Source organism: Idiomarina piscisalsi, assembly GCF_003987095.1.
GTDB classification, from domain to species: domain Bacteria; phylum Pseudomonadota; class Gammaproteobacteria; order Enterobacterales; family Alteromonadaceae; genus Idiomarina; species Idiomarina piscisalsi.
Genome location: NZ_PIQA01000003.1, coordinates 15,358 through 37,401 on the forward strand (window position 1 = coordinate 15,358; position 22,044 = coordinate 37,401).

Genomic DNA, 22,044 nt, shown 5'->3' on the forward strand with positions numbered 1-22,044 from the left:
ACATTATGGATGCATTAAACGAATTACCCGTATGGAGTCAGTGGCTGGTTGGATTCTTTATCTTATTAGGCGCAATCTTTGCGTTTATCGGTTCTTTAGGACTCGCAGTCCTCCCAGACTTTTATACCCGCTTGCACGCACCCACAAAAAATACAACCTTGGGTATTGGTGGCATTGTTATCGCCGCCATTATTGTAATGAGCATGCAAAATGGACTTTCTTTGAGTGAGTTACTCATTGCAATTTTTCTCTTCTTAACGGCCCCTATTAGTGCCCATATAATGGCAAAAGCCGCCTTACACACTGAGCTTAAGATGTTCCACCGGACCAAAGACTTCCGCGAAGAGGGGGATGCTTACGAGCATGAAAAAACCGACTCTTGAGAGTCGGTTTTAATTTCTTAAACTCAATTTCTGTTAGAAGTAATAACCAAAGTTGATATTAAAGCGGTTATTGACGTCACCACCATCGGTCGCGATGTTACCACCAATAAAGGGTTGGTTTTTCGCTCTAACAAAATCAACATAGGTGTAAAAACCGCCACCAGCTGCTACTGCGACACCCAGAACATTCATCCAAGTATCATCTTGATAGCCTGCTTTGTCGGTAATAATGCTATGGTCATTGTAGAATGTCAGGCTGGTAATTGGCCCTATTTCTACCGGTAATGTGTATGCAACGTTACCTGTGTAGATTTTCGCTTCAGTTGGAATTGCGTCGTAGTAGGCATAAGCCCCCATATAAACGCCTGTATTCTCAACCTCTAAGTCATACTCGTAATCGGCATACTGGAGTTGCACATTCCAGGGACCGTTATTGTAGTTACCATGTGCGCCCCATGCGAAGCGGTTACCAACATTTTGGTTTTCAAATTGCTGTAGAGCAGAGAAACCGTCAGCAGCACTTCCAGAGTAATAATTGTTACCTTGAGCGGACAAACCGACTTCTAAATTATGATCGTCGCTGAAACTGAAAATATGCGCACCACGCAGCGCATAACTATTACTCTCGCCAATTGGTAGCGCCGGCGTATCATAAGCCCCCTGTCCCGGAGCTCGAACACCTACAGTGTCATAGTTATAGCGGGCTGTACGGTCACTGGTAGAGCCATCAACGCCACCTTGCTCATCTGACTTATGATAAGCAATATCGAAGTGCCAGTCGTCGCTACGGTAGCGCAAACGAATGCCGTTATCGTGCTCGTCTTCTAAGCCTACGTAGAATGTAGAGTTAAAGAAATAACTGTGCGAGTTATAAGGCATATTACCGAAAGGTACTTTAACTACACCAACCTGGCCTTGCCAATTGTCGGTAAAGTTATAACCAAACCAAGCATGCTTAACCACGTCCATATAATGGAACCAACGGTATTCTGCCGAGAGAATCACGTCACCAATTTCGCCGTCAAAGTTAAGGCGGAAAATATCAAAGTCTAAGTCACCGCCCCTGTTTTCATTACCTGAGTTGTAGTCGTTGTATTCATATTGAAAACGCACCGCACCATGAATTTTAATAGGCCAGTTTTCGTTCTCTTCAGTTTTCTTCTCTAATTTATCTAATCGTGCGTGAACACCTGTATCATAGGCAACGGTGCGAGTTTCAGTTTTTTCGTCAACCGTAGCGTCTTCTGAGACCTTTCGTTTCTCTACAACAACGACTTTTTCCTTTTCCTCTTGTTCTTTCTCGGCCAGGCGTTGTTCAAGCTCAGCCAGACGCTCTTTTAAAGCTTGAATTTCATCTTTAACAGACCCTCCGTCTTGCGGAGCCGCAAGCACCGGAGACGCAGCAAGCATGGTAGCTGCGAAAAAAAGACTTTTTGACATACATGTCTCCTTACAGGTAAGGCGTAATGACTACGCAAATTATCTTAAATAATTCTAGTTTAAATTCAGATATTTGTACTCATTAAGTAAAGGTTTAGATCAAAAAAAAGGCCTCCGCAAGGGAGGCCTTTGTATTTTTTACTTCGTTATCTGCGTTTAGACAACAGTTGCACGTTCTACGATTTCAACCAATGTCCAAGATTTATTCTTAGACAGAGGACGACATTCGCGAACAATCACGGTATCGCCCTGTTTAACTTGGTTGTCTTCGTCATGCGCGTGTACTTTAGTTGTACGCGTGATGTACTTCCCGTATATCGGGTGTTTTACACGACGTTCAACAGCTACAGTGATGGTTTTATCCATCTTATCGCTGACAACTTTGCCTTGCAGAGTACGAACACGTTTTTCTTCAGCCATTACGCACCTGCCTTCTCATTTAAGATGGTTTTAACACGTGCGATATTACGACGCACTTGTTTCATCATGTGAGTCTGATTCAGCTGACCAGTTGCCGCCTGCATGCGCAGATTAAACTGCTCACGACGTAGGTTCAGCAATTCTTCTTGCAGCTGCTCAACGGTTTTTTCTTTTAGTTCACTTGCTTTCATCACATTACCGTCCGAGTCACAAAGGTTGTTTTGAAAGGCAGTTTACGTGCCGCTAAGCGGAACGCTTCACGTGCCAACTCTTCAGGAACACCGTCCATTTCATACAGAACGCGACCTGGTTGAATCTGAGCAACCCAGTATTCAACGTTACCTTTACCTTTACCCATACGAACTTCTAAAGGCTTTTTGGTAATAGGTTTGTCTGGGAATACACGGATCCAGATTTTACCTTGACGCTTAACGTGACGAGTCATCGCACGACGGCCTGCTTCGATTTGACGTGCAGTCATACGACCGCGGTCAGTTGCTTTTAAACCGTATGAACCGAAGCTGACTTTGTTACCAGACTGCGCCAGACCACGGTTGCGGCCTGTGTGAACCTTACGGAATTTTGTACGCTTAGGTTGTAACATTTCGTCTCTCCTTACTTACGGTTTTTGCCGCGCTTAGGAGCTGGCTTTTCTTCTGTTGGCAGGCCACCTAAAACCTCGCCACGGAAAATCCAGACCTTCACACCGATGATACCGTAAGTGGTGTTCGCTTCTGAAGTCGAGTAATCAATATCCGCACGTAATGTGTGCAGAGGTACACGACCTTCACGATACCACTCAGTACGTGCGATTTCTGCGCCGCCTAAACGACCGCTAACTTCAACTTTGATACCTTTGGCACCTAAGCGAATAGCGTTCTGTACAGCACGCTTCATTGCACGACGGAACATAACACGACGCTCTAACTGACCAGCGATGTTGTCAGCAACAAGTTGTGAATCCAGTTCTGGCTTGCGTACTTCAGAAATATTGATTTGCGACGGTGCGCCAGTCAATTTCTGAACTTGCTTACGCAGCTTTTCTACGTCTTCACCTTTTTTACCGATAACAACGCCAGGGCGTGCAGTGTGAATAGTCACACGAACACTCTTAGCTGGGCGTTCAATTACGATACGAGATACTGATGCGTTACGCAGTTCTTTCGTCAGGAACTTACGTACCTGATGATCACTGTGTAGGTTATCAGCGAACTCATTTGTATTCGCATACCAGGTTGCATTCCATGGTCTGGAGATACCTAGGCGAATACCATTAGGATGTACTTTCTGACCCATAATTTATCTCCTAGCTATCCGACACGACCACAGTAATGTGGCTGGTGCGCTTAAAGATACGATCGGCACGGCCTTTCGCACGTGGCTTGATGCGCTTCATTGTAGGACCTTCGTCTAAGAAGATCTTAGCAACTTTCAGCTCATCGATGTCCGCACCTTCGTTGTGCTCCGCGTTCGCGATTGCTGACTCTAAAACTTTCTTAATTAAGCCAGCAGCTGCTTTTGGGCTGTATGCCAGGATATCCAGTGCTTTTTCTACTGGAAGTCCACGGATTTGGTCTGCGACCAAACGGCCCTTTTGAGCAGAAACGCGGGCAAATTGGTGTTTAGCAATTGCTTCCATCACTCTCTACCTCTTACCGTTTCTTCGCTTTCTTATCAGCAGCATGGCCGCGATAAGTACGGGTTGGTGCGAATTCGCCCAGCTTATGACCGATCATTTCGTCTGAAACGAATACAGGAACGTGTTGACGACCGTTGTGAACAGCGATAGTCAAACCGATCATATCAGGGATGATCATTGAACGACGGGACCAAGTTTTAATTGGCTTTTTATCCCCGGCTTCCAACGCTTTCTCCACCTTATTTAGCAGGTGAAGGTCTATAAATGGACCTTTTTTAAGAGAACGTGGCATGTTTAATCCTCAACTCTTATTTGTTGCGACGACGTACGATGAATTTATCAGTACGCTTGTTCTTACGGGTTTTGTAGCCCTTGGTCGGCGTGCCCCATGGACTTACTGGGTGACGACCACCAGAAGTACGGCCTTCACCACCACCGTGCGGGTGATCAACTGGGTTCATCGCCACACCACGTACGGTAGGACGAATACCACGCCAGCGGTTTGCACCAGCTTTACCCAGTCTGCGCAGCATATGCTCTGCGTTACCTACTTCACCAAGAGTAGCGCGGCCTTCAGCTTGAACGCGACGCATTTCACCAGAGCGTAAACGAATGGTCACATAAGTACCATCACGCGCAACGATTTGGCAATATGCCCCTGCTGAACGAGCCATTTGAGCACCTTTACCTGGTTGCAACTCAACAGCGTGCACAACACTACCCACTGGGATATTGCGCATAGGCAATGCGTTACCTGGTTTAATAGGTGCATCTGAACCAGATTGAATGCGGTCGCCCACTTTCAAGTTCTTAGGCGCTAAAATGTAACGGCGTTCACCGTCTGCATACAGAACCAAAGCAATGTTTGCTGAACGGTTCGGATCGTATTCAATACGCTCCACTTTTGCAGGAATGCCGTCTTTATTACGTTTAAAGTCGATAATACGGTAATGGTGCTTGTGACCACCGCCGATGTGACGAACCGTAATACGACCGTTATTGTTACGACCACCAGACTTGCTGTTCTTTTCCAGCAATGGTGCGTAAGGCTTGCCTTTATACAGATCCTGACCAACGACTTTTATCTTGTGGCGTTGACCCGGAGACGTAGGCTTACTTTTAACTACAGCCATGTTTATTCCTCCTGTTACTCAGCGCCGCCAGCGAAGTCAATGTCAGCACCTTCTTTCAAGGCAACATACGCTTTTTTCCAGTCGTTACGCTTTCCGAAACGGAAACCGGTACGCTTGGTTTTACCTTTAACTTTAACGGTACGTACGTTTTTGACTTCAACTTCAAAAAGTTTCTCGACAGCTGCTTTAATTTCGGCTTTTGTCGCATCAACAACAACTTTGAATACAACAGTGTTGTTGCCTTCAGCAGTCATTGTCGACTTTTCCGAAACGTGAGGTGCTACAATCACATTAAGCAAACGTTCTTCGCGCATCATGATAACACCTCCTCAAGCTGCTTGACGGCGTCTGCAGTCATCAATACTTTTTCGAAAGCAATCAGACTGACAGGGTCGATACCCTGAACGTCACGCACGTCGACTTTATGCAAGTTGCGAGACGCTAAGAATAGGTTCTCATCAACTTCTTTGGTCACGATTAAAACGTCATTCATATCCATTTCTTTAAGCTTCGCAGCCAGTTGCTTAGTTTTTGGCGCTTCAACACCAAACTTCTCGACAACGACCAAGCGCTCTTGGCGAATGAGCTCTGAAAGGATGCTTTTAATCGCACCACGGTACATTTTCTTGTTAACTTTCTGGGTGTGATTTTGCGGTTTAGCCGCAAACGTTGCACCACCAGAACGCCAGATTGGACTACGGATAGTACCCGCACGAGCACGACCAGTCCCTTTTTGACGCCAAGGTTTCTTACCGCCACCTGCTACTTCAGAACGAGTCTTCTGAGCTTTAGTGCCCTGACGAGCACCTGCAGCGTATGCTACAACTACTTGATGGACAAGGGCTTCATTAAACTCACGTCCAAAGGTAGCTTCGGAAACCTCAAGACCGCCTTTTGCGTCTTTCAATGTTAATTCCATCACTATTCTCCTCAGACGTTATGCCTTGACCGCAGGTTTAACGATAACATCACCACCGGTTGCTCCCGGTACCGCACCTTTTATTAATAAAAGATTGCGCTCTGCATCAACTCGAACGAGTTCAAGTGATTGCGTAGTGACTTGTTCATTACCCATTTGGCCAGCCATTTTTTTGCCTTTGAATACTTTACCAGGCGACTGGTTTTGACCGATTGAACCCGGCGCACGGTGAGCCAATGAGTTACCGTGAGTAGCGTCCTGGGTACGGAAGTTCCAGCGCTTAACAGTACCAGCAAAACCTTTACCTTTTGAAGTACCAGTAACGTCTACTTTCTTAACTTCTGCCAAAACTTCAACAGTCAGTTCTGCGCCAACTGCGTAGTCTTCGCCTTCGCCATTTTCCAGGCGGAATTCCCAAAGACCACGACCTGCCTCAGTACCAGCTTTAGCGAAGTGACCCGCTAAAGGCTTGGTTACACGGCTTGCTTTCTTCTCGCCTGTGGTCACTTGAAGGGCACGATAACCGTCTGTTTCCTCAGATTTAATCTGAGTCACACGGTTCGCCAGCACTTCGATCACAGTAACAGGAACAGAAGCGCCGTCTTCCTGGAAGACACGCGTCATTCCTACTTTACGACCGACTAGACCTATAGCCATTGTTAAAACCTCTCGTGTGTAATCCTATTACTGCCCACTTAACCCAAGCTGATTTGTACATCAACACCAGCTGCCAAATCTAAACGCATAAGCGCGTCTACGGTTTTGTCAGTTGGGTCCATGATGTCAATCAGACGCTTGTGGGTGCGGATTTCGTACTGGTCACGCGCGTCTTTATTCACGTGTGGGGAAGTCAGCACGGTGAAGCGTTCTTTCCGTGTTGGCAGTGGGATAGGACCACGTACCTGAGCACCAGTGCGTTTTGCAGTTTCTACGATCTCTGCAGTCGACTGGTCGATCAGACGGTGATCGAACGCTTTCAAACGAATCCGAATTCTTTGATTAGCCATAAATAAATCAAAGCCTCAATAAAAAAGAGCATTTAAAAAAGAGCACAGAAAACCGCAACCTCCCTGGCACATACCGGGGGTGCGATATTCTACGTCAACCGTTCAGTCCCCAATCGGGACTGTTGTCGAACCCCAATAAATAAAAAGCTTTCGCTAAAAATTCATGGAGTGGCCGCGAATTATACGGATTCGCGGCCTTGTGTCAAGGCTTAAAAGCTCTTAATTAGTGTGCTTCAGCGTAATCTTCGACCGCTTTCCAAACACGCATTAAGTTTTCGCCGAGAATCATTTGTATTTCTTTCTCAGAGTAACCACGATCAAGCAGTCCCTGAACCAGGTTTGGATAGTCTGAAACATCTTTTAATCCAACCGGGAGAGAGTCCCCTACTCCATCGTAATCAGAGCCCACCCCAATGTGTTCAACACCAATAAGCGCTTTTACATGGTCAATATGGTCTAGCACCGTTTCCAGTGTTGCGAACGGATACGGGTTATTTGCTTCAATGTCAGCGATGCGACGCTGCGCTTCTTCACTATCGGCTCCATACTGCTCTTTCACGGCGTTGATTCGCTTTTTCATCATGTCGCGGTAGCGGTTAGCCTGTTCCGCAAGAAATGACGAGCCAAAGTTAATTTGAATCACACCTTCATTTTCAGCCAAAGCTTTAAGCATGTCGTCGCTCATATTACGTTCAAAACCTGGCGTGTACTTACGCAACGATGAGTGAGAGGCAATGACAGGCACTTCACTAATTTCAACAGCCTGGTAAAACGCATCGTCTGAAATGTGAGAGACATCAACCATCACCCCCACTTTGTTCATTTCTTTGACGAGCTTCTTACCAAAAGGACTTAAACCATTCCATTGGCGGCGTATGTCGTACGATGAATCCGAAATGTGGTTTGACAGCGAGTGAGCTAACGTAATGTAGCGAATACCGCGCTCGTAGAACATGTGTAGGTTATCCAAGTCACCTTCTATGGGGGTTCCGTTTTCCATGCCCAGCGCTATCGACATTAAGCCTTTTTCTTTGTTTTCACGAATATCGTCAGTGCTATATGCCATCGCAAATTTATCAGGGGCACGCGCAACCAATGCTTCCATGCCATCGATTAGTTCATGTGCCAACTGAACACTGCCACCACTTTCTTCATAAGAGGCGGGTATATAAATGGACATAAATGGCGCATCGAGACCACCTTCGACCGCTCTTGGGTAATCGAAATCACCGTCCTTGGTTGCAACAGATACGTCGTCCCATTTGTCACGGATGCGATACGGAACATCAATATGAGTATCAATAAGCAAATACTCATGCGCCAAATTGATTGCTTTTTCAGAAGCTTGATATTGGGTTTCTTGTTCGTTCGATGATGATTGGCTGGCCGTTGCACAACCGGTTACAGCAACCAAAATGGATGCGGCAAGTAATGACTTTAACATGCGTATTCCTCATTATTGTTTTTAGAGATACACGCAGATTAGCAAAAGTCTAACCTTGTCGCATCATTGATGCGCTCAATCCCATTGCAGCTCCGATAATTAACGTACCTATTACCGGAGCTGCTAACCAGCCAACCCACCAGGGCTCAAAGATAATCATGCTTCACCCTACTGAATTTGCTTGGCTTTATTGTCTTCCGGAAGCTCTTCTTTAGATGACTCAGCAACCACAGTTGTCTCTAAAGAAAATGCTTCTGCCGCCCACTCTTGTAGTGACGCTACCGCTGAGTTTTTAATTAACTCTAAACTCTCTACTGTCATTTGAGTGACTTGCGTTTGTATCTCTTCCGACAGAGACATCTCCTGCTTGTCTGAAGCAAAAGCTGATGAACTGAACAACATAACACCACTGACTGCACCGATAATTAACGCTTTCATGAGGTTCTCCTTTGATTTAGTCATTGCGTTAGTTAAGTCGCTAAAACTAATTCAAAGGTTGTGCCAATTTCATAAGCTTTTGTTTTTAATTAGTTTATTTATATTTAGGCGCTTTAGAGATGAGAGGGGAGTGGTGAGAATCACCACTTATTAGTGATTTTCCAAATGAGGTTTAAGCTTTTATGTCATTAATTCGCTTATCGGTTTTTTGTGATCATTTTTAAAGTCCAGGGCGCCCTTTAAAAGGGACTCGCCGCTTTGTGCTTTGGGGCCTTTAATGCTCAAATACTGCCGCCAACGCTTGCCCCCGGGAAGCCCCTGAAAAAGCCCAAGCATATGCCTGACAACATGCCAAGCTCTACCGCCGCTGGCAATATGCTTGTTAACGTAAGGGATCATTGCTTCGACGACCTCCTCACGGGAAACTGAGTTCGCCACGCTACCGAGAGTTTCGTCAAAAGACGTTAATAGCCAAGGGTTTTGGTAAGCCGCTCTGCCAACCATCACGCCATGGACATTCCGTAAATGGTTAACAATGCTTTCCGTTGTTTTAATACCGCCATTTATTGCAACAGGAAAGCCTTTATAGCGCTCCTGGGCTTTATAAACCCGATCATACTGCAGCTCCGGAATATCTCTGTTTTCTTTCGGGCTAAGTCCCTGAAGCCAGGCTTTTCGAGCATGCAGGGTCAGTTGGTCAACTCCAGCGTCCACAACAGAGTCAGTGAACGCATAAAGGAAGTCATCGCTGTCATAGTCGTCAATACCCAACCGAGTTTTGACGGTTACCGGAATATCGACTGCTTTTTTCATGGCTTTTACACAGTCTGCGACAGCTGCGGGCTCTGCCATTAAACAAGCACCAAAGCTACCATTTTGAACACGGTCAGATGGACAGCCCACATTAATATTAACTTCGTTGTAGCCACGCTCTTGAGCTAAAGCTGCGCATCGAGCCATATCTTCAGGGTTACAGCCGCCAAGTTGCAGAGCCACAGGGTGTTCTTCTTCGTTATACGCTAAGAAGTCCTGTTTTCCGTGTATAATTGCGCCTGTTGTCACCATTTCAGTATAAAGCAGGGTTTCTTTCGTGAGTAAACGATGAAAGTAACGGCAATGGCGATCGGTCCAATCCAGCATCGGGGCCACGGATAATCGGTAATTGTAAGCTGTTGCCACTGCCTGTGTTCCTTATTTACGACGGCTAAACTGAGCACCCTATTCTACCCTAAACTATGGTTTATATCAGCATGGAAATTGACGAGGGTGAGTCGTGTCCCGACTTAAGGTAAAAGCCTTTCACTTAACCACAAAACTCACTACAATGGCGTTAACTTTTTTTAAATATTCAGGCTAATGACTCGTCAAGAAGCGCAACGACTAATTCGAAAAGCTGAAGTTCTTTGTCAAAAACGAGGAGCAAGGCTAACCACCGCCCGACGTGAGGTTTTCACTATTTTAGCCGAACAGTCCGGAGCTATTGGTGCCTATGACTTACTCGACCAACTTCGGGAAGTAATGCCCAACGCCAAACCTCCAACTATTTACAGAGCGTTAGACTTTCTTCAGGAACAAGGTTTTGTTCACAAAATAACCTCGTCTAACAGCTTTGTTCTCTGTACGCACTTCGATCATCAACACCCAGTGCAAATGCTTATTTGTGACTCTTGCGGTGATGTTCAGGAAATTCAATCTGAAGGGGTCTACGACGAGCTAAAGCACCAGGCCGAAGCTCAAGGGTTTAAGGTTGAACAGCAAACGATAGAAGCACATGGCTTGTGCACTAAATGCCATTAAAATAAAAACTAAACAGGTCTTTACTATGAAGTTATATCAATATGCGCTAACGGCGACGGTTTTATTGGCGACTAGCCAAGCAAGCCATGCTCAGGCATTTGAAGATAAGTTCCGTCAGCTAAATGACGATAAATTTCGCAGTCCGAACGTTTATCGCACTGCTTCTGGAGCTCCTGGGCACGAATATTGGCAGCAAGAAGCTGACTATCATATAAAAGTACAGTTGAATGATGAGAATCAGAGCATTACTGCTCAAAGTACCATCACCTACACCAATAACTCACCTGATACTTTACGCTATTTGTGGGTTCAGCTTGACCAGAACCGGTTCCGCAAAGACTCCATAGGCCCCCAGTCAAACAGCACCAGCAAGCCTGAGCGAATTAGCTTTTCCCGTATGGAAAGCATGATGACCCAGGAAAGTTTTCCAGCAGGGTACGAGCTGACAGAAATTAGCTATGACAACGGTGAACCACTTTCTCACTATGTCAACGACACAATGCTGCGGTTGGACTTAGACGAGCCGTTAGAAAGTGGTGAAAGCGTCACTTTTAATATCAACTGGGCTTTTAACATCATCGAAGCCGACGTGCTCGGTGGTCGTGGTGGTTATGAGTATTTCGAAGACGATGGTAACTACCTGTATGAAATGGCACAGTGGTTCCCTCGCATGGCCGCTTACTACGATGTTGAAGGCTGGCAGAATAAGCAATTTGTTGGTAACGGTGAGTTTGCTTTAGAGTTTGGTGACTACCGTGTTGAAATTACCGTTCCTGCCGACCATATTGTCGCATCAACCGGCGTTCTGCAAAATCCGAATGAGGTGCTAACTTCGACCCAGCGTCAGCGGTTAGAGCTAGCCCGTAATTCAGATGAGCCTGTCAAAATAGTTACTCAAGAAGAAGCTTTAGAGAACGAAAAGGAAGGCACAGACGACACCAAAACCTGGATTTTCGAAGCCGACAAAGTGCGCGACTTTGCCTGGGCTTCTTCTCGCAAATTTATCTGGGATGCACAGGGTTATAAAAAGAATGACACTGATGTCATGGCAATGTCATTTTATCCTGAAGAAGGGAACCCGCTTTGGGAGCGCTATTCGACAGCATCGATTATTCATACCATTGAACATTACAATGATTACAGCTTTGACTACCCATACCCGGTCGCAATTTCAGTTAATGGACCTGTCGGTGGTATGGAGTATCCAATGATAACCTTCAACGGGCCTCGTCCTTACGTCGATGAAGAATCCGGAGAGAAATACTATTCAGCGCGCACTAAGTACGGGCTTATTTCAGTTATCATTCATGAAATTGGTCATATTTATTTCCCAATGATAGTGAATACCGACGAACGTCAGTGGACTTGGATGGACGAAGGTATCAATACGTACTTACAGTTCCTGGCTGAACAAAAATGGGAAAAAGACTACCCGTCCTGGCGGGGTGAGCCGCGCAATATTACCAGCTATATGGCAAGCGCTAACCAAATGCCAATAATGACCAACTCAGAGTCAATACTCCAATTCGGCAATAACGCCTACGGTAAGCCTGCAACTGCTCTCAATATTTTGCGTGAAACCATTGTCGGCCGCGAGTTGTTTGATTTCGCATTCCGTGAGTACGCTCACCGTTGGAAGTTCAAACGCCCAACCCCAGAGGATTTATTCAGAACATTAGAAGATGCATCCGGCGTTGATTTAGATTGGTTCTGGCGGGGCTGGTTTTATTCTACCGACCATGTAGATATTTCGTTGGATAAAGTACATTTACTGACAATTAACACGCAAGATCCTGAAGTAGAAAAAGCGTGGCAGCGTGAGCAAAAAGAACAAGAGCCAACTTCTTTGACGACTAAGCGTAATGCCGATGTCAATTATAAAATTCATCAACAGCCCCACTTGGCCGATTTCTATAACGAGAATGACGAGTTTACCGTCTCGAATACCGATAGAAACGAATACCAGGAACTGTTAAAAGGACTGAACGAAGAGCAAAAAGCAATGCTCAAAAATGGCAGTAACTTCTATGTGCTGGACTTTTCGAACAAAGGCGGCCTGGTTATGCCTATTTTGCTCGACTTGCACTATGAAGATGGCAGTAAAGAACATGTTCGTATTCCAGCGGAGATATGGCGCCGCTCTCCAGAGCAGGTTAGTAAGCTATTAATACGCGATAAAACCTTAACTCAGGTAGTCGTTGACCCGAACTGGGAAACTGCCGACGTCGATACGACCAATAACTACTGGCCGGCACGCGCCGTTCCATCAAGAATTGAACTGTTCAAGCGCGATGATCGTAAAGACAGTTTAATGGAACGTTATGATGAAAAGTTGAAGTCAGACGATGAAAGTTAAAGTTTTCGCCCTAGTAATCTGTGTTGTGCTGACGCTTCCTGCGTTAGCGCATCGCTATTTTTTTGGACTAACAGAGATAAGCAGTAACCAAAACACCGGAGCCGTTGAGTTTGTTCATCAGTATACGTTACATGACGTTCAGCATGTGCTTAGCAAGTTAACAGGCAAGCGGTTTAGCCTAGATCAAAAAAACGCAGAGGCTGTGTTACAGCAATGGGTCACGGATAACTTCTCAGTCAAAAATACGAAAGGCGAAGAAGCGAGCCTGAAGTGGGTTGGTTTTGAAGCCGACTATCAGAAAATATGGGTCTACCAAGAGCTACCTAAGCAAAAAAATCTGTGCGGATGGGAAGTCTCTAATACCCTGTTATTCGACAGTTTTTCCGCGCAAGTGAATACTGTGAACGTTGTTGATAGGTACGGTAACCGTAGCCTGATATTAACGGATGAAAACAGAACTGATATCATTAACTGCCAGAAAGACAGTAAGGAATAAATAATGAATGCCGAGTTTGTAAACCCATTTCTTCAAGCGTTGCAAAATGTCTTGTCGATGATGGCTCAAATGGAGTTGAAACCGGGGAAAGCTCAACTGAAAAAAGATGAGTACGCCCGCGGTGATGTATCGGGAATTATCGGCATGGTCGGTCCTCAGGTTAAGGGCTCTTTTTCCATCTCTTTTGAAGAGAACCTTGCTTGCGAAATCATGAATAAGATGCTTGGCGAACTGCCAGACAGCATTAATGAAGACGTTTGCGACATGGTAGGTGAAATTACCAATATGGTGACTGGAGGCGCTAAAAAAACTCTTGGGGAAAACGGTTATGACTTTGACATGGCCACACCAATAGTTGTCTCAGGAAAAGACCACACAATTTCACACAAGTCGGAAGGCTCTAAACTCATAATGCCGTTCAACCACGTTGCCGGCAAAGCCTATATCGAAATTTGCTTCGACAAAATAAAGTAACGCAGAACGACGACTAATATCGGTCGTCGTCTGCAGCATGGGCATAATTGTCGAATCTCGATAAGTGCCCGTGGAATTTCAAGTCGACCTTCCCGATAGGTCCGTTACGCTGCTTACCAATAATAATTTCGGCCATACCTTTTTCAGCAGAATCAGGGTGATACACCTCATCTCGGTAAATAAACATAATAACGTCCGCATCCTGCTCTATTGAGCCGGACTCACGCAAGTCCGAATTAACCGGACGCTTATCTGAGCGTTGTTCTAGTGAGCGGTTTAGCTGTGACAATGCAACTACCGGTACCTCTAACTCTTTCGCTAAAGACTTTAATGACCTCGATATTTCCGCAATTTCAAGCGTTCGGTTTTCAGACATACCCGGGACAGTCATAAGTTGAAGGTAATCGACCATGATCATAGAAAGCCCTTTATGCTCCCTATGAACACGGCGCGCACGAGACCTGACTTCCGTCGGCGTTAATCCCGATGAGTCATCAATATAGATATTATTTCTATCGTTAAGCATATTCATGACCGACGCTATTCTGGCCCAGTCATCATCTTCCAGTTTACCCGTTCTCACTTTGTTCTGATCAACTCGGCTTAACGACGCTAACATACGCATCATGAGCTGCTCTGCAGGCATTTCTAAGCTGAATACCAATACTGGCTTATCGTCATTAAGCGCAATGTTCTCGGCCAAGTTCATTGCAAAGGTCGTTTTACCCATCGACGGGCGGGCAGCAACGATAACCAAGTCAGACGGCTGTAAACCTGCCGTCATTTGGTCCAAATCTGTAAAGCCAGTCGAAACACCGGTCACACCATTGTTGTTCTTGAGCTTACTGAGTTGCTCTATTTTTCCTACAGTACGCTCAAGAATCTGATTAATACCTTGTGGCCCTTCGCTTGAGCTCACTCGTTTTTCCGCAATTTTAAACACTTTGGATTCGGCGAGATCCAATAACTCGGCACTGCTTCTGCCCTGGGTGTCATAACCCGACTCGGCAATGTCGTTCGCCGCCCCTATCATTTCGCGCAGAATTGCTCGCTCTCTGACAATATTGGCATAGGCGAGTATGTTCGCAGCACTCGGGGTGTTCTTGGCGATTTCCCCAAGATAGGCGAACCCACCAATCTGCTCTAGCTCACCGGCTGTTTCTAAAGACTCAGAGACCGTTACAAGATCCATAGGCTGGCTGCGCTGCGCCAGTTCATTCATTGCTTTGAATATTAAGCGATGCGCGCGATGGTAGAAATCTTCCGAAATGACGCTGCCGGCAACACTGTCCCATGCGTCGTTATCAAGCATAAGGCCGCCTAAAACCGACTGTTCGGCCTCTATGGAATGAGGCGCAGAGCGCAGTGCTTCCACCGATGCATCACGTTTTCTTGCTGTTTCTGCCATCCGAAAAACCTAAGATAGGAAATAAAAAAGAGGGGAGTACTATACAAAATCCCCTCTTAATTAGAAAGCAAGTTTGCCGATGAAACTAGTCTTTGCTTAACGTTATTTCACCGCTGACTGTTGTGGCAGAGACATCCGCCGTTGCATCGCCGAGTTTAAATTCTAATGTCGATGATGGACCCCATTCAGCTTTTTCTACTTTGTCATCGGTTAAACGATTAGTGATTTTTCCACCAGCGTTTGATTTGATGGAGAAATTAGCATGTAAGTCACCTCGCCATTCAAAGTCTAAGTCGCCACTGACTGACTTGGCTTCGACTCGAGCAGACTCTGCCAGTCCAGAGGTCAACTGTGCATCGCCGCTCACGGTTGTCATTTTAGCGTGACTTAAAATGCCAAGTATTGCGTTAATATCACCCGAGACAGACTGCATAGTAATGTCTGACAGACTATCAGATTCGACAATGATATCGCCGCTAACCGCCTGATAGGAGCCTTCAGCAGACGTATTTTCCGTATCCGTTATGTCTCCGCTGACTGTCTCGAAACTGCCGTTACCACTCGCTCGCATTGAATTAATATTGCCACTCACAGTTTTCAGATGTATTAACCCACTAATGTCACTAACACTGATATTTCCACTCACCAGACGCACATCGAAATCGTTGGTAAAACCAGCAGCCGATACATCCATAGATACACCTTTAACATCGATATCCATTGACTCTGGTGCATACACTTTTAAATCTGATCCGTCTGAATCAGACGAAGAGAAACTAAAGCCTTTATTTTGAGGGGTTTTAACCTCTACATATAGGGTGTTACCCCGTTTCTCAAAGATAAACTCTTCAGCTTCTTCATCAAGTGTTCCTACAACTCTTACACTGTCAGTTTCAGAGGTAATGAGCTCCAGCTTTCCTCGCATATTATCAATAGAGAGTTTACTGGTTGGCGAGACATCAAGTTCCTTATCGACTTTCTCATGCGCCAAAGCTGATGAAGTCGCCAAAAGCAAAGCACTGCTTAATAACGTGATAAATATTTTCATGGCATTCTCCCAGACTCAGTCAATTCGGTTCCTATCGGAAAACTTTAAACAAAGGTATACCGAAAGCAAAAAAAAAGCTGCCTTATGGCAGCTTTTTTAATCGGTTAGTTGCCGAAATTACTCAGCAGCAACAACTTTCAAAGTGATGTTCGCAAATACATCTGCATGCAGGTGCAATTCAATGTCAAATTCACCAACTTCACGGATAGTTCCGTGAGGCATTAACACTTCGCTCTTCTTCACTTCAACGCCTGCTGCAGTTACTGCATCAGCGATGTCGCGAGTACCGATAGAGCCGAATAGTTTGCCTTCATCACCAGCTTTAGATTCGATAACAACCGCATCTAACGCATTAACTTTTTCAGCACGCGCTTCAGCTTCTGCTAAGTGCTCAGCTAATTTGGCTTCGTACTCAGCACGGCGCTGTTCGAACAGCTCGATGTTGCTTTTAGTTGCAGGTACAGCTTTTCCTTGTGGGAAAAGGAAGTTACGTGCATAACCAGATTTTACGCTTACTTGATCGCCAAGGCTTCCCAAGTTAGCAATTTTGTCTAATAAAATGATATTCATTTTCTCGCTACCTCTACTTTTGGTAATCGAACCGCGCTAGCTTACTGATGTGAATCAGTATAAGGCAGCAGTGACAAATAACGAGCACGCTTGATAGCGCGCGCTAACTGACGCTGATACTTAGCAGATGTTCCAGTAATACGGCTAGGAACGATTTTACCGGTTTCGGTAATGTAGTTCTTAAGCGTAGCGATGTCTTTGTAATCAATTTCTTTTACGCCGTCTGCTTTAAAGCGGCAGAACTTACGGCGACGGAAAAAACGAGCCATGATGGTCTCCTTAAATCAATTCTAGATGCTGAGCGTGAAGTACGAGACGCGGGGTACCGCTATTGTCTTCGTGCCTGTGCAGAAAACCTTCTGCTAAGACTTCACAACCCACCGTCAATTTTTGTAACCAGTGTTGTAACCCTTCACCACTTAAAACGACTTGAATTCGCACATAAGACTGGCGACTCATACCCGCTTCGGGTTGCATCGACCGATGCTCAATAACTAACTGCAAATGTTCTATGCCCGATGGGCTAGTTTCCAGCTTTGCAGCTTTGCTTAAAGTTCCGGTTAAATGCAGTCGATTCATAGTGAATAGTCAGCTTGCTTTACGCAGCTTCACTGTCACCTTTGCGATCTTCCTTCGGCTTGGTCAGCGGCGAAGGTTCAGTAATCGCTTCTTTCTTACGCATGATCATGTTGCGTAATACTGCATCGTTAAAACGGAATGCAGTTTCAAGCTCTTCCACAACCTCTGCAGACGCTTCAACGTTCAAAAGAACATAGTGCGCTTTGTGCAGTTTGTTGATTGGGTAAGCCAATTGACGACGGCCCCAGTCTTCTAAACGATGGATTTGACCACCACCTTGCTTGATCGTTTCGCTATAGCGCTCGATCATGCCAGGTACTTGCTCGCTTTGGTCCGGGTGGACCATAAATACGATTTCGTAATGACGCATTACAGTTTCCTTTTGGTTCGTATAGCCTCGGTTCAGCTCAGCCGCACTGACATAGAAGCAAGGAACTCAACTAGTAGTTAATACAATGGCTGATTTAAGCCGCGCGATACTATCAAAAAAAAGCGCTGACCGCAACTTAGTCAGCGTCTTTATGAGCTTTTTCAATACGCGAACTCAGGAGGGAGACGAGGCGGTCCGCTAATTCATTTGCAACGGCTTTCTCACCGCGAACGATTAAATGATCAACCGCGCTGCCTTCTTTAAATACCGAGGCATCCAATTGAATACTGGTGTCGTCTTCTGTGACTTTCGTTTGAACTTGCCACTGCGACTCTTTCTCTTTAACAACATGCCATTCGTGCCTTACCTTTAAGCGGTTTTTAATGTCGATAACCAACTCTTCTGCAGCACGACTGTCTGCCTGTTCTACATTAAATGAGAACGACACAAAAGGTTTTGTTGAGCGCATCCACTCAGGACTGTCCCAGTTTGGCGTCCAACTGATAAACAACACGGCAATCATTGCCAGAGCAATACCTACAGGTATCAGTTTTCGCTTAAGCTCCACTGCGCTGCCTCACCACTTCGAACAGGCAAACACCACTAGCCACTGAAACATTTAAGCTGCTGACACTACCACTTAACGGTATTGAAACAAGCTCGTCACAAGTTTCGCGAGTCATGCGTCGCATGCCTTTTCCCTCGGCTCCCATCACTAAAGCTACGGGGCCTCTGTAATCAATATCATATAAAGACTGGGTGGCTTCGCCAGCGGTGCCGTAAACCCAAACACCTTTTTCCTGAAGGTCCCGCAGAGTTCTCGCCAAGTTAGTAACAACCACTAAAGGAACCTGCTCCGCAGCACCAGAGGCGACTTTTCTTACTGTTGGTGTAATTTGCGCTGATTTGTCCTTAGGCACAATCACCCCAGTAACACCTGCAGCATCAGCAGTTCTCAGGCACGCCCCTAAATTATGAGGATCTGTCACACCGTCCAGCACTAAAAATAGCGCTGGTGCTTCCGAGCCGTCCAGAAGCTGAGCCAGGTCATGCTCTGTTAATGTCGGTGGCGAATGTACCGTTGCAACAACACCTTGATGATTCCCACCTTCGGCACGCTTTTCCAACGCTTGCTTCGGCACCCATTGCGGTCGAATTCCAGCGGTATAACACTCATTAACAATTTCTTTAACCGACTCGTCCTGACGTTCTTTCGACACGTAAAGCTCGACTAATCGGTCGGGGTGGTTTTTCAAAATTGCCTTAACGGCATGCAAACCAAAAACAGTAACTTTCTGACTCATTGTTTATTTCCGGTTTTTATTGCGAGAGCCCTTTTTACGCTGGCCTCCGCGCTTATTTTTTGAAGGCCGACTGCCCTTAGGTTTACCAGCCCCTTTCTTAGGCATATCACGTTTTTTACCGCTTGGGCTTGTCGCTTCCAGTAAGCTCAAGTCAATTTTTCGATCGTCCAGATTCACGTCTTTCACTTTGACTTTAACACTGTCCCCCAAACGGAACACGCTATGACTATTTTCCCCTATCAGCATGCCTTTTTGCTGATCGAAGTGATAATAATCGTTGTCTAAGTTGCTTATGTGAACAAGACCATCAATTTGATAGTCGCTCAACCTAATAAACAGGCCAAAATTTGTGACTGAGGATATTACGCCTTCAAACTCCATGTCTATGTGATCAAGCATGAACTCACACTTCAGCCACTCATCAACTTGACGCGTCGCATCATCAGCACGACGCTCGGTCATGGAAGTGTGAACGCCCAGTTCATCTAACTGTGTTTCTGAATACGACCAAGCACCAACCAAGCCTTTATCACTGCCATTTTGCTTGCGAACTATCGACTTAATGGCTCGATGCAAAATTAGATCAGGGTAACGGCGAATTGGCGATGTAAAGTGCGCGTATGATTTCAGTGCTAAACCGAAGTGCCCTTTGTTTTCCGGTTGATACACCGCTTGCTGCATTGAGCGCAGTAGCATGGTTTCTATCAACTCGTGGTCCTGACGGTCTTTCACTTCTTCCAGCAGCTTCGCATAGTCTCTTGGGGTAGGCTCTTCTCCGCCCCCTAAGTTGAGACCGAGTTCACCAAGAAATGCTCGAAAGCTGGTTAGACGCTCGTCGCTCGGTGTCTCGTGAACACGGAATAAGGCGCCCACTTCCTTGTCAGATTCAATCAATTGAGCCGCAGCAACGTTCGCCATAATCATGCACTCTTCAATAATTTTATGTGCAACATGGCGCTTAACAGGCTCAATACGCTCAATTTTACGTTGAGCGTTGAATATGAAGCGCGTTTCCTGGGTATCAAACTCAATAGCAGAACGACGCTTACGTGCAGCGCTTAACGCGTTATAGAGTTTTCTAAGTTCCTCTATGTTTTCAAGAACCGGTTCATACTGCTCTCGTAATGCTTTGTCGCCATCGAGAATGTCTTTCACTTTGTCATAAGTGAGTCGCGCATGGCTTTTCATAACGGCGGGGTAAAACTTCGACGTTTTTAACTTACCACGCGGCCCAAGCTCCATTTCAGCGACCATGCATAAACGATCAACGTCAGGGTTTAAAGAGCACAGGCCATTTGACAGCTTCTCCGGCAGCATCGGAATAACGTTATTCGGGAAGTAAACAGAATTGCCACGTTCTGTCGCAGATTTATCGAGTACCGTATCCGGACGAACATAATAAGAAACGTCAGCAATGGCGACCCACAAGCGCCAGCCTTTTTCTTCAGGTATACAGCAAACCGCGTCATCAAAGTCACGAGAGTCTGCGCCATCGATAGTAATTAATGGCAATTCACGTAAATCGACACGCCCTTCATAGGCTTCTTTCGGCACTTCTTCACTGTACTTAGACAGTTCACTGTCTATTCCCTGGGGCCACTCATTCGGGATATCGTGCTCACGTATGGCAACTTCAATTTCCATACCCGGTGCCATATGCTCGCCCAACACTTCGGTAACATGGCCAATAGGGCTGGTACGACGACTGGGACGTCGGGTGATTTCAACAACCACTAACTGGCCATGGCGAGCGCCATTTTTATCGGCATCTGGAATTAAAATATCCTGGCTAATGCGGTTATCGTCGGGAACAACTATGCCCAGATCATGCTCAATAAAGTAACGACCAACGATATTGCGATCCCTTGGTTCCGTTACCCGAACAATGCGTCCTTCTGTTTTCCCTCGGTTGTCTTTACCACTTTTTTTAACTAAAACCCGGTCACCATGCAGGACTGAATACATTTGATGGTGCGGTATAAATAAATCCGGCCCGCCTTCATCAGGCTGACAAAAGCCAAAACCATCTTTGTGGCCAATAATACGGCCTTTAATTAAGTCCATGCGCTCGGGTATTCCGTAGGCATTGGCCTTACTGTATATCAGCTGCCCATCGCGCTCCATAGCACGCAAGCGTCGCTTTAAGCCAACCGCCTGACGTTCGTCATCGAGTTTGAAAACACGGATAAACTCGTCAAAAGGAACGGGTTTGAGATTATCTTTCACTAGCTGAAGTAGCTGCTCGCGGCTAGGAATTTCAACTTCGTATTCGGGCACTGTTTTATTATCTGACATAGAATCCTATTTAATTTTGTTCGGTTCAATTACCGATGCACAACAGTATACGTGCTGTAGAAAGGATTGTCAGTGTTTGCTTGTATTTTGAACAAGAGACGCCATATAACGATAGTTGGATAAATTTATTGTTGAACGACTCAATATGTTTTAACTTGATCTGAGTCAGATGAAAGTTGTCGAAATAAAACATGAAATTGTGCGCACTGAATAATCACAAATGGGAAGCTTCGACCGGTTTTATTAGGGAAGCCTGCGCATGTTTTATTATTGCCGTTTTGGCGTTTTTAACTTATCAACTTCCCTCTACACAGAACTCTCCTCATCTAGCTTCAAATACTGAAAGTGCAACGATTGCCGCTGACCTCTTAACGTTTGAAACAGACTTAACGGAAGACAGTGATGAGTCAGACAAAACTCTAGCAAGCAAAACACAAGGGTATATTGAAAAGCTTTCCAGAACCTTAATAAACTTTGTACAGTGTTTGCCCGAAACACGACTACCTCTATGGCACAGACCTCGT

General features: G+C 45.6%; 29 protein-coding genes. 5 read left to right on the forward strand and 24 right to left on the reverse strand.

Annotated features, from left to right (window positions below; genetic code table 11):
• Positions 1–5: 5 nt before the first annotated feature.
• Positions 6–383, forward strand: coding sequence for a Na+/H+ antiporter subunit G (locus CWI73_RS04945; RefSeq protein WP_126751807.1), 378 nt, complete (start codon positions 6–8; stop codon positions 381–383).
• A 33-nt stretch (positions 384–416) separates the two neighbouring features.
• Here the strand turns inward: CWI73_RS04945 and CWI73_RS04950 are convergent, their stop codons facing one another.
• The 15 genes from CWI73_RS04950 to dusA all read right to left on the reverse strand — a co-directional run bounded on the left by CWI73_RS04950 (position 417) and on the right by dusA (position 10,002).
• A complete protein-coding gene (locus tag CWI73_RS04950; RefSeq protein ID WP_126751808.1) occupies positions 417–1,823 on the reverse strand; it encodes a carbohydrate porin in 1,407 nt (468 codons plus the stop codon).
• 156 nt (positions 1,824–1,979) lie between these two features.
• Complete coding sequence (rpsQ, locus tag CWI73_RS04955; protein ID WP_126751809.1) at positions 1,980–2,243, reverse strand: 30S ribosomal protein S17; 264 nt, start codon at positions 2,241–2,243, stop codon at positions 1,980–1,982.
• Positions 2,243–2,434 (reverse strand): 50S ribosomal protein L29, encoded by a 192-nt coding sequence (gene rpmC / locus CWI73_RS04960; RefSeq protein WP_053954206.1) that lies wholly within the window; start codon positions 2,432–2,434, stop codon positions 2,243–2,245. Before rpmC ends, rpsQ begins: the two co-directional genes overlap by 1 nt.
• Positions 2,434–2,847, reverse strand: a complete 414-nt coding sequence (gene rplP, locus CWI73_RS04965) for a 50S ribosomal protein L16 (RefSeq protein WP_053954205.1) — start codon at positions 2,845–2,847, stop codon at positions 2,434–2,436. The genes rpmC and rplP overlap by 1 nt, the downstream gene beginning before the upstream one ends.
• Before the next feature lie 11 nt (positions 2,848–2,858).
• Entirely contained in the window at positions 2,859–3,539 is a 681-nt protein-coding gene (gene rpsC, locus CWI73_RS04970; RefSeq protein WP_105306959.1) for a 30S ribosomal protein S3, read from the reverse strand.
• A gap of 10 nt (positions 3,540–3,549) precedes the next feature.
• Positions 3,550–3,882, reverse strand: a complete 333-nt coding sequence (gene rplV / locus CWI73_RS04975) for a 50S ribosomal protein L22 (RefSeq protein ID WP_053954203.1) — start codon at positions 3,880–3,882, stop codon at positions 3,550–3,552.
• Positions 3,883–3,895: 13 nt separating this feature from the next.
• Entirely contained in the window at positions 3,896–4,174 is a 279-nt protein-coding gene (rpsS, locus tag CWI73_RS04980) for a 30S ribosomal protein S19 (protein WP_026860408.1), read from the reverse strand.
• Between the two features lie 16 nt (positions 4,175–4,190).
• Positions 4,191–5,015, reverse strand: a complete 825-nt coding sequence (rplB, locus tag CWI73_RS04985) for a 50S ribosomal protein L2 (RefSeq protein WP_126751810.1) — start codon at positions 5,013–5,015, stop codon at positions 4,191–4,193.
• A 14-nt stretch (positions 5,016–5,029) separates the two neighbouring features.
• Positions 5,030–5,332, reverse strand: a complete 303-nt coding sequence (gene rplW / locus CWI73_RS04990; protein ID WP_126751811.1) for a 50S ribosomal protein L23 — start codon at positions 5,330–5,332, stop codon at positions 5,030–5,032.
• Entirely contained in the window at positions 5,329–5,934 is a 606-nt protein-coding gene (gene rplD, locus CWI73_RS04995) for a 50S ribosomal protein L4 (protein WP_053954200.1), read from the reverse strand. Before rplD ends, rplW begins: the two co-directional genes overlap by 4 nt.
• An 18-nt stretch (positions 5,935–5,952) precedes the next feature.
• Positions 5,953–6,591, reverse strand: a complete 639-nt coding sequence (rplC, locus tag CWI73_RS05000; protein ID WP_126751812.1) for a 50S ribosomal protein L3 — start codon at positions 6,589–6,591, stop codon at positions 5,953–5,955.
• A 38-nt stretch (positions 6,592–6,629) separates the two neighbouring features.
• Positions 6,630–6,941, reverse strand: a complete 312-nt coding sequence (gene rpsJ, locus CWI73_RS05005; protein WP_053954198.1) for a 30S ribosomal protein S10 — start codon at positions 6,939–6,941, stop codon at positions 6,630–6,632.
• 223 nt (positions 6,942–7,164) lie between these two features.
• Positions 7,165–8,385 (reverse strand): dipeptidase, encoded by a 1,221-nt coding sequence (locus tag CWI73_RS05010; protein ID WP_126751813.1) that lies wholly within the window; start codon positions 8,383–8,385, stop codon positions 7,165–7,167.
• Between the two features lie 168 nt (positions 8,386–8,553).
• Positions 8,554–8,823 carry a hypothetical protein gene (locus CWI73_RS05015; protein WP_126751814.1) on the reverse strand — a complete coding sequence of 90 codons (270 nt, stop codon included), beginning with the start codon at positions 8,821–8,823 and terminating at the stop codon, positions 8,554–8,556.
• Between the two features lie 180 nt (positions 8,824–9,003).
• Complete coding sequence (dusA, locus tag CWI73_RS05020) at positions 9,004–10,002, reverse strand: tRNA dihydrouridine(20/20a) synthase DusA (protein ID WP_126751815.1); 999 nt, start codon at positions 10,000–10,002, stop codon at positions 9,004–9,006.
• Positions 10,003–10,179: 177 nt separating this feature from the next.
• Here dusA and zur point away from each other — a divergent pair, with 177 nt between their 5' ends.
• From zur to CWI73_RS05040, 4 genes are read left to right on the forward strand one after another with little or no spacing between them, the layout of a single operon-like run.
• Positions 10,180–10,620, forward strand: coding sequence for a zinc uptake transcriptional repressor Zur (gene zur / locus CWI73_RS05025; protein ID WP_058576139.1), 441 nt, complete (start codon positions 10,180–10,182; stop codon positions 10,618–10,620).
• A 25-nt stretch (positions 10,621–10,645) separates the two neighbouring features.
• Positions 10,646–12,976: a M1 family metallopeptidase gene (locus CWI73_RS05030; RefSeq protein ID WP_126751816.1), complete on the forward strand. Its 2,331-nt coding sequence runs from the start codon at positions 10,646–10,648 to the stop codon at positions 12,974–12,976.
• Positions 12,966–13,472: a DUF6702 family protein gene (locus CWI73_RS05035; RefSeq protein WP_126751817.1), complete on the forward strand. Its 507-nt coding sequence runs from the start codon at positions 12,966–12,968 to the stop codon at positions 13,470–13,472. The genes CWI73_RS05030 and CWI73_RS05035 overlap by 11 nt, the downstream gene beginning before the upstream one ends.
• Before the next feature lie 3 nt (positions 13,473–13,475).
• On the forward strand, positions 13,476–13,946 hold the full coding sequence (locus CWI73_RS05040) for a chemotaxis protein CheX (protein ID WP_053954193.1): 471 nt from the start codon (positions 13,476–13,478) through the stop codon (positions 13,944–13,946).
• A gap of 13 nt (positions 13,947–13,959) precedes the next feature.
• On the opposite strand, the gene dnaB is transcribed toward CWI73_RS05040, so the two are convergent.
• The 9 genes from dnaB to rnr form a co-directional block, all read right to left on the reverse strand.
• On the reverse strand, positions 13,960–15,354 hold the full coding sequence (gene dnaB, locus CWI73_RS05045) for a replicative DNA helicase (protein WP_126751818.1): 1,395 nt from the start codon (positions 15,352–15,354) through the stop codon (positions 13,960–13,962).
• An 85-nt stretch (positions 15,355–15,439) separates the two neighbouring features.
• On the reverse strand, positions 15,440–16,402 hold the full coding sequence (locus CWI73_RS05050; protein WP_126751819.1) for a DUF4097 family beta strand repeat-containing protein: 963 nt from the start codon (positions 16,400–16,402) through the stop codon (positions 15,440–15,442).
• Between the two features lie 117 nt (positions 16,403–16,519).
• A complete protein-coding gene (gene rplI, locus CWI73_RS05055; protein ID WP_053954190.1) occupies positions 16,520–16,972 on the reverse strand; it encodes a 50S ribosomal protein L9 in 453 nt (150 codons plus the stop codon).
• Positions 16,973–17,013: 41 nt separating this feature from the next.
• On the reverse strand, positions 17,014–17,241 hold the full coding sequence (gene rpsR, locus CWI73_RS05060; protein ID WP_011235166.1) for a 30S ribosomal protein S18: 228 nt from the start codon (positions 17,239–17,241) through the stop codon (positions 17,014–17,016).
• Between the two features lie 10 nt (positions 17,242–17,251).
• Complete coding sequence (gene priB, locus CWI73_RS05065; RefSeq protein WP_053954189.1) at positions 17,252–17,551, reverse strand: primosomal replication protein N; 300 nt, start codon at positions 17,549–17,551, stop codon at positions 17,252–17,254.
• Between the two features lie 19 nt (positions 17,552–17,570).
• Positions 17,571–17,921 carry a 30S ribosomal protein S6 gene (gene rpsF, locus CWI73_RS05070; protein ID WP_053954188.1) on the reverse strand — a complete coding sequence of 117 codons (351 nt, stop codon included), beginning with the start codon at positions 17,919–17,921 and terminating at the stop codon, positions 17,571–17,573.
• A 136-nt stretch (positions 17,922–18,057) separates the two neighbouring features.
• Entirely contained in the window at positions 18,058–18,489 is a 432-nt protein-coding gene (locus CWI73_RS05075) for a hypothetical protein (protein WP_053954187.1), read from the reverse strand.
• Positions 18,479–19,225 (reverse strand): 23S rRNA (guanosine(2251)-2'-O)-methyltransferase RlmB, encoded by a 747-nt coding sequence (gene rlmB, locus CWI73_RS05080; RefSeq protein WP_053954186.1) that lies wholly within the window; start codon positions 19,223–19,225, stop codon positions 18,479–18,481. The genes CWI73_RS05075 and rlmB overlap by 11 nt, the downstream gene beginning before the upstream one ends.
• A gap of 3 nt (positions 19,226–19,228) precedes the next feature.
• The gene (gene rnr, locus CWI73_RS05085; protein ID WP_126751820.1) at positions 19,229–21,520 is read right to left on the reverse strand and encodes a ribonuclease R; all 2,292 of its coding nucleotides are present in this window, start codon (positions 21,518–21,520) and stop codon (positions 19,229–19,231) included.
• Positions 21,521–22,044: the final 524 nt, after the last annotated feature.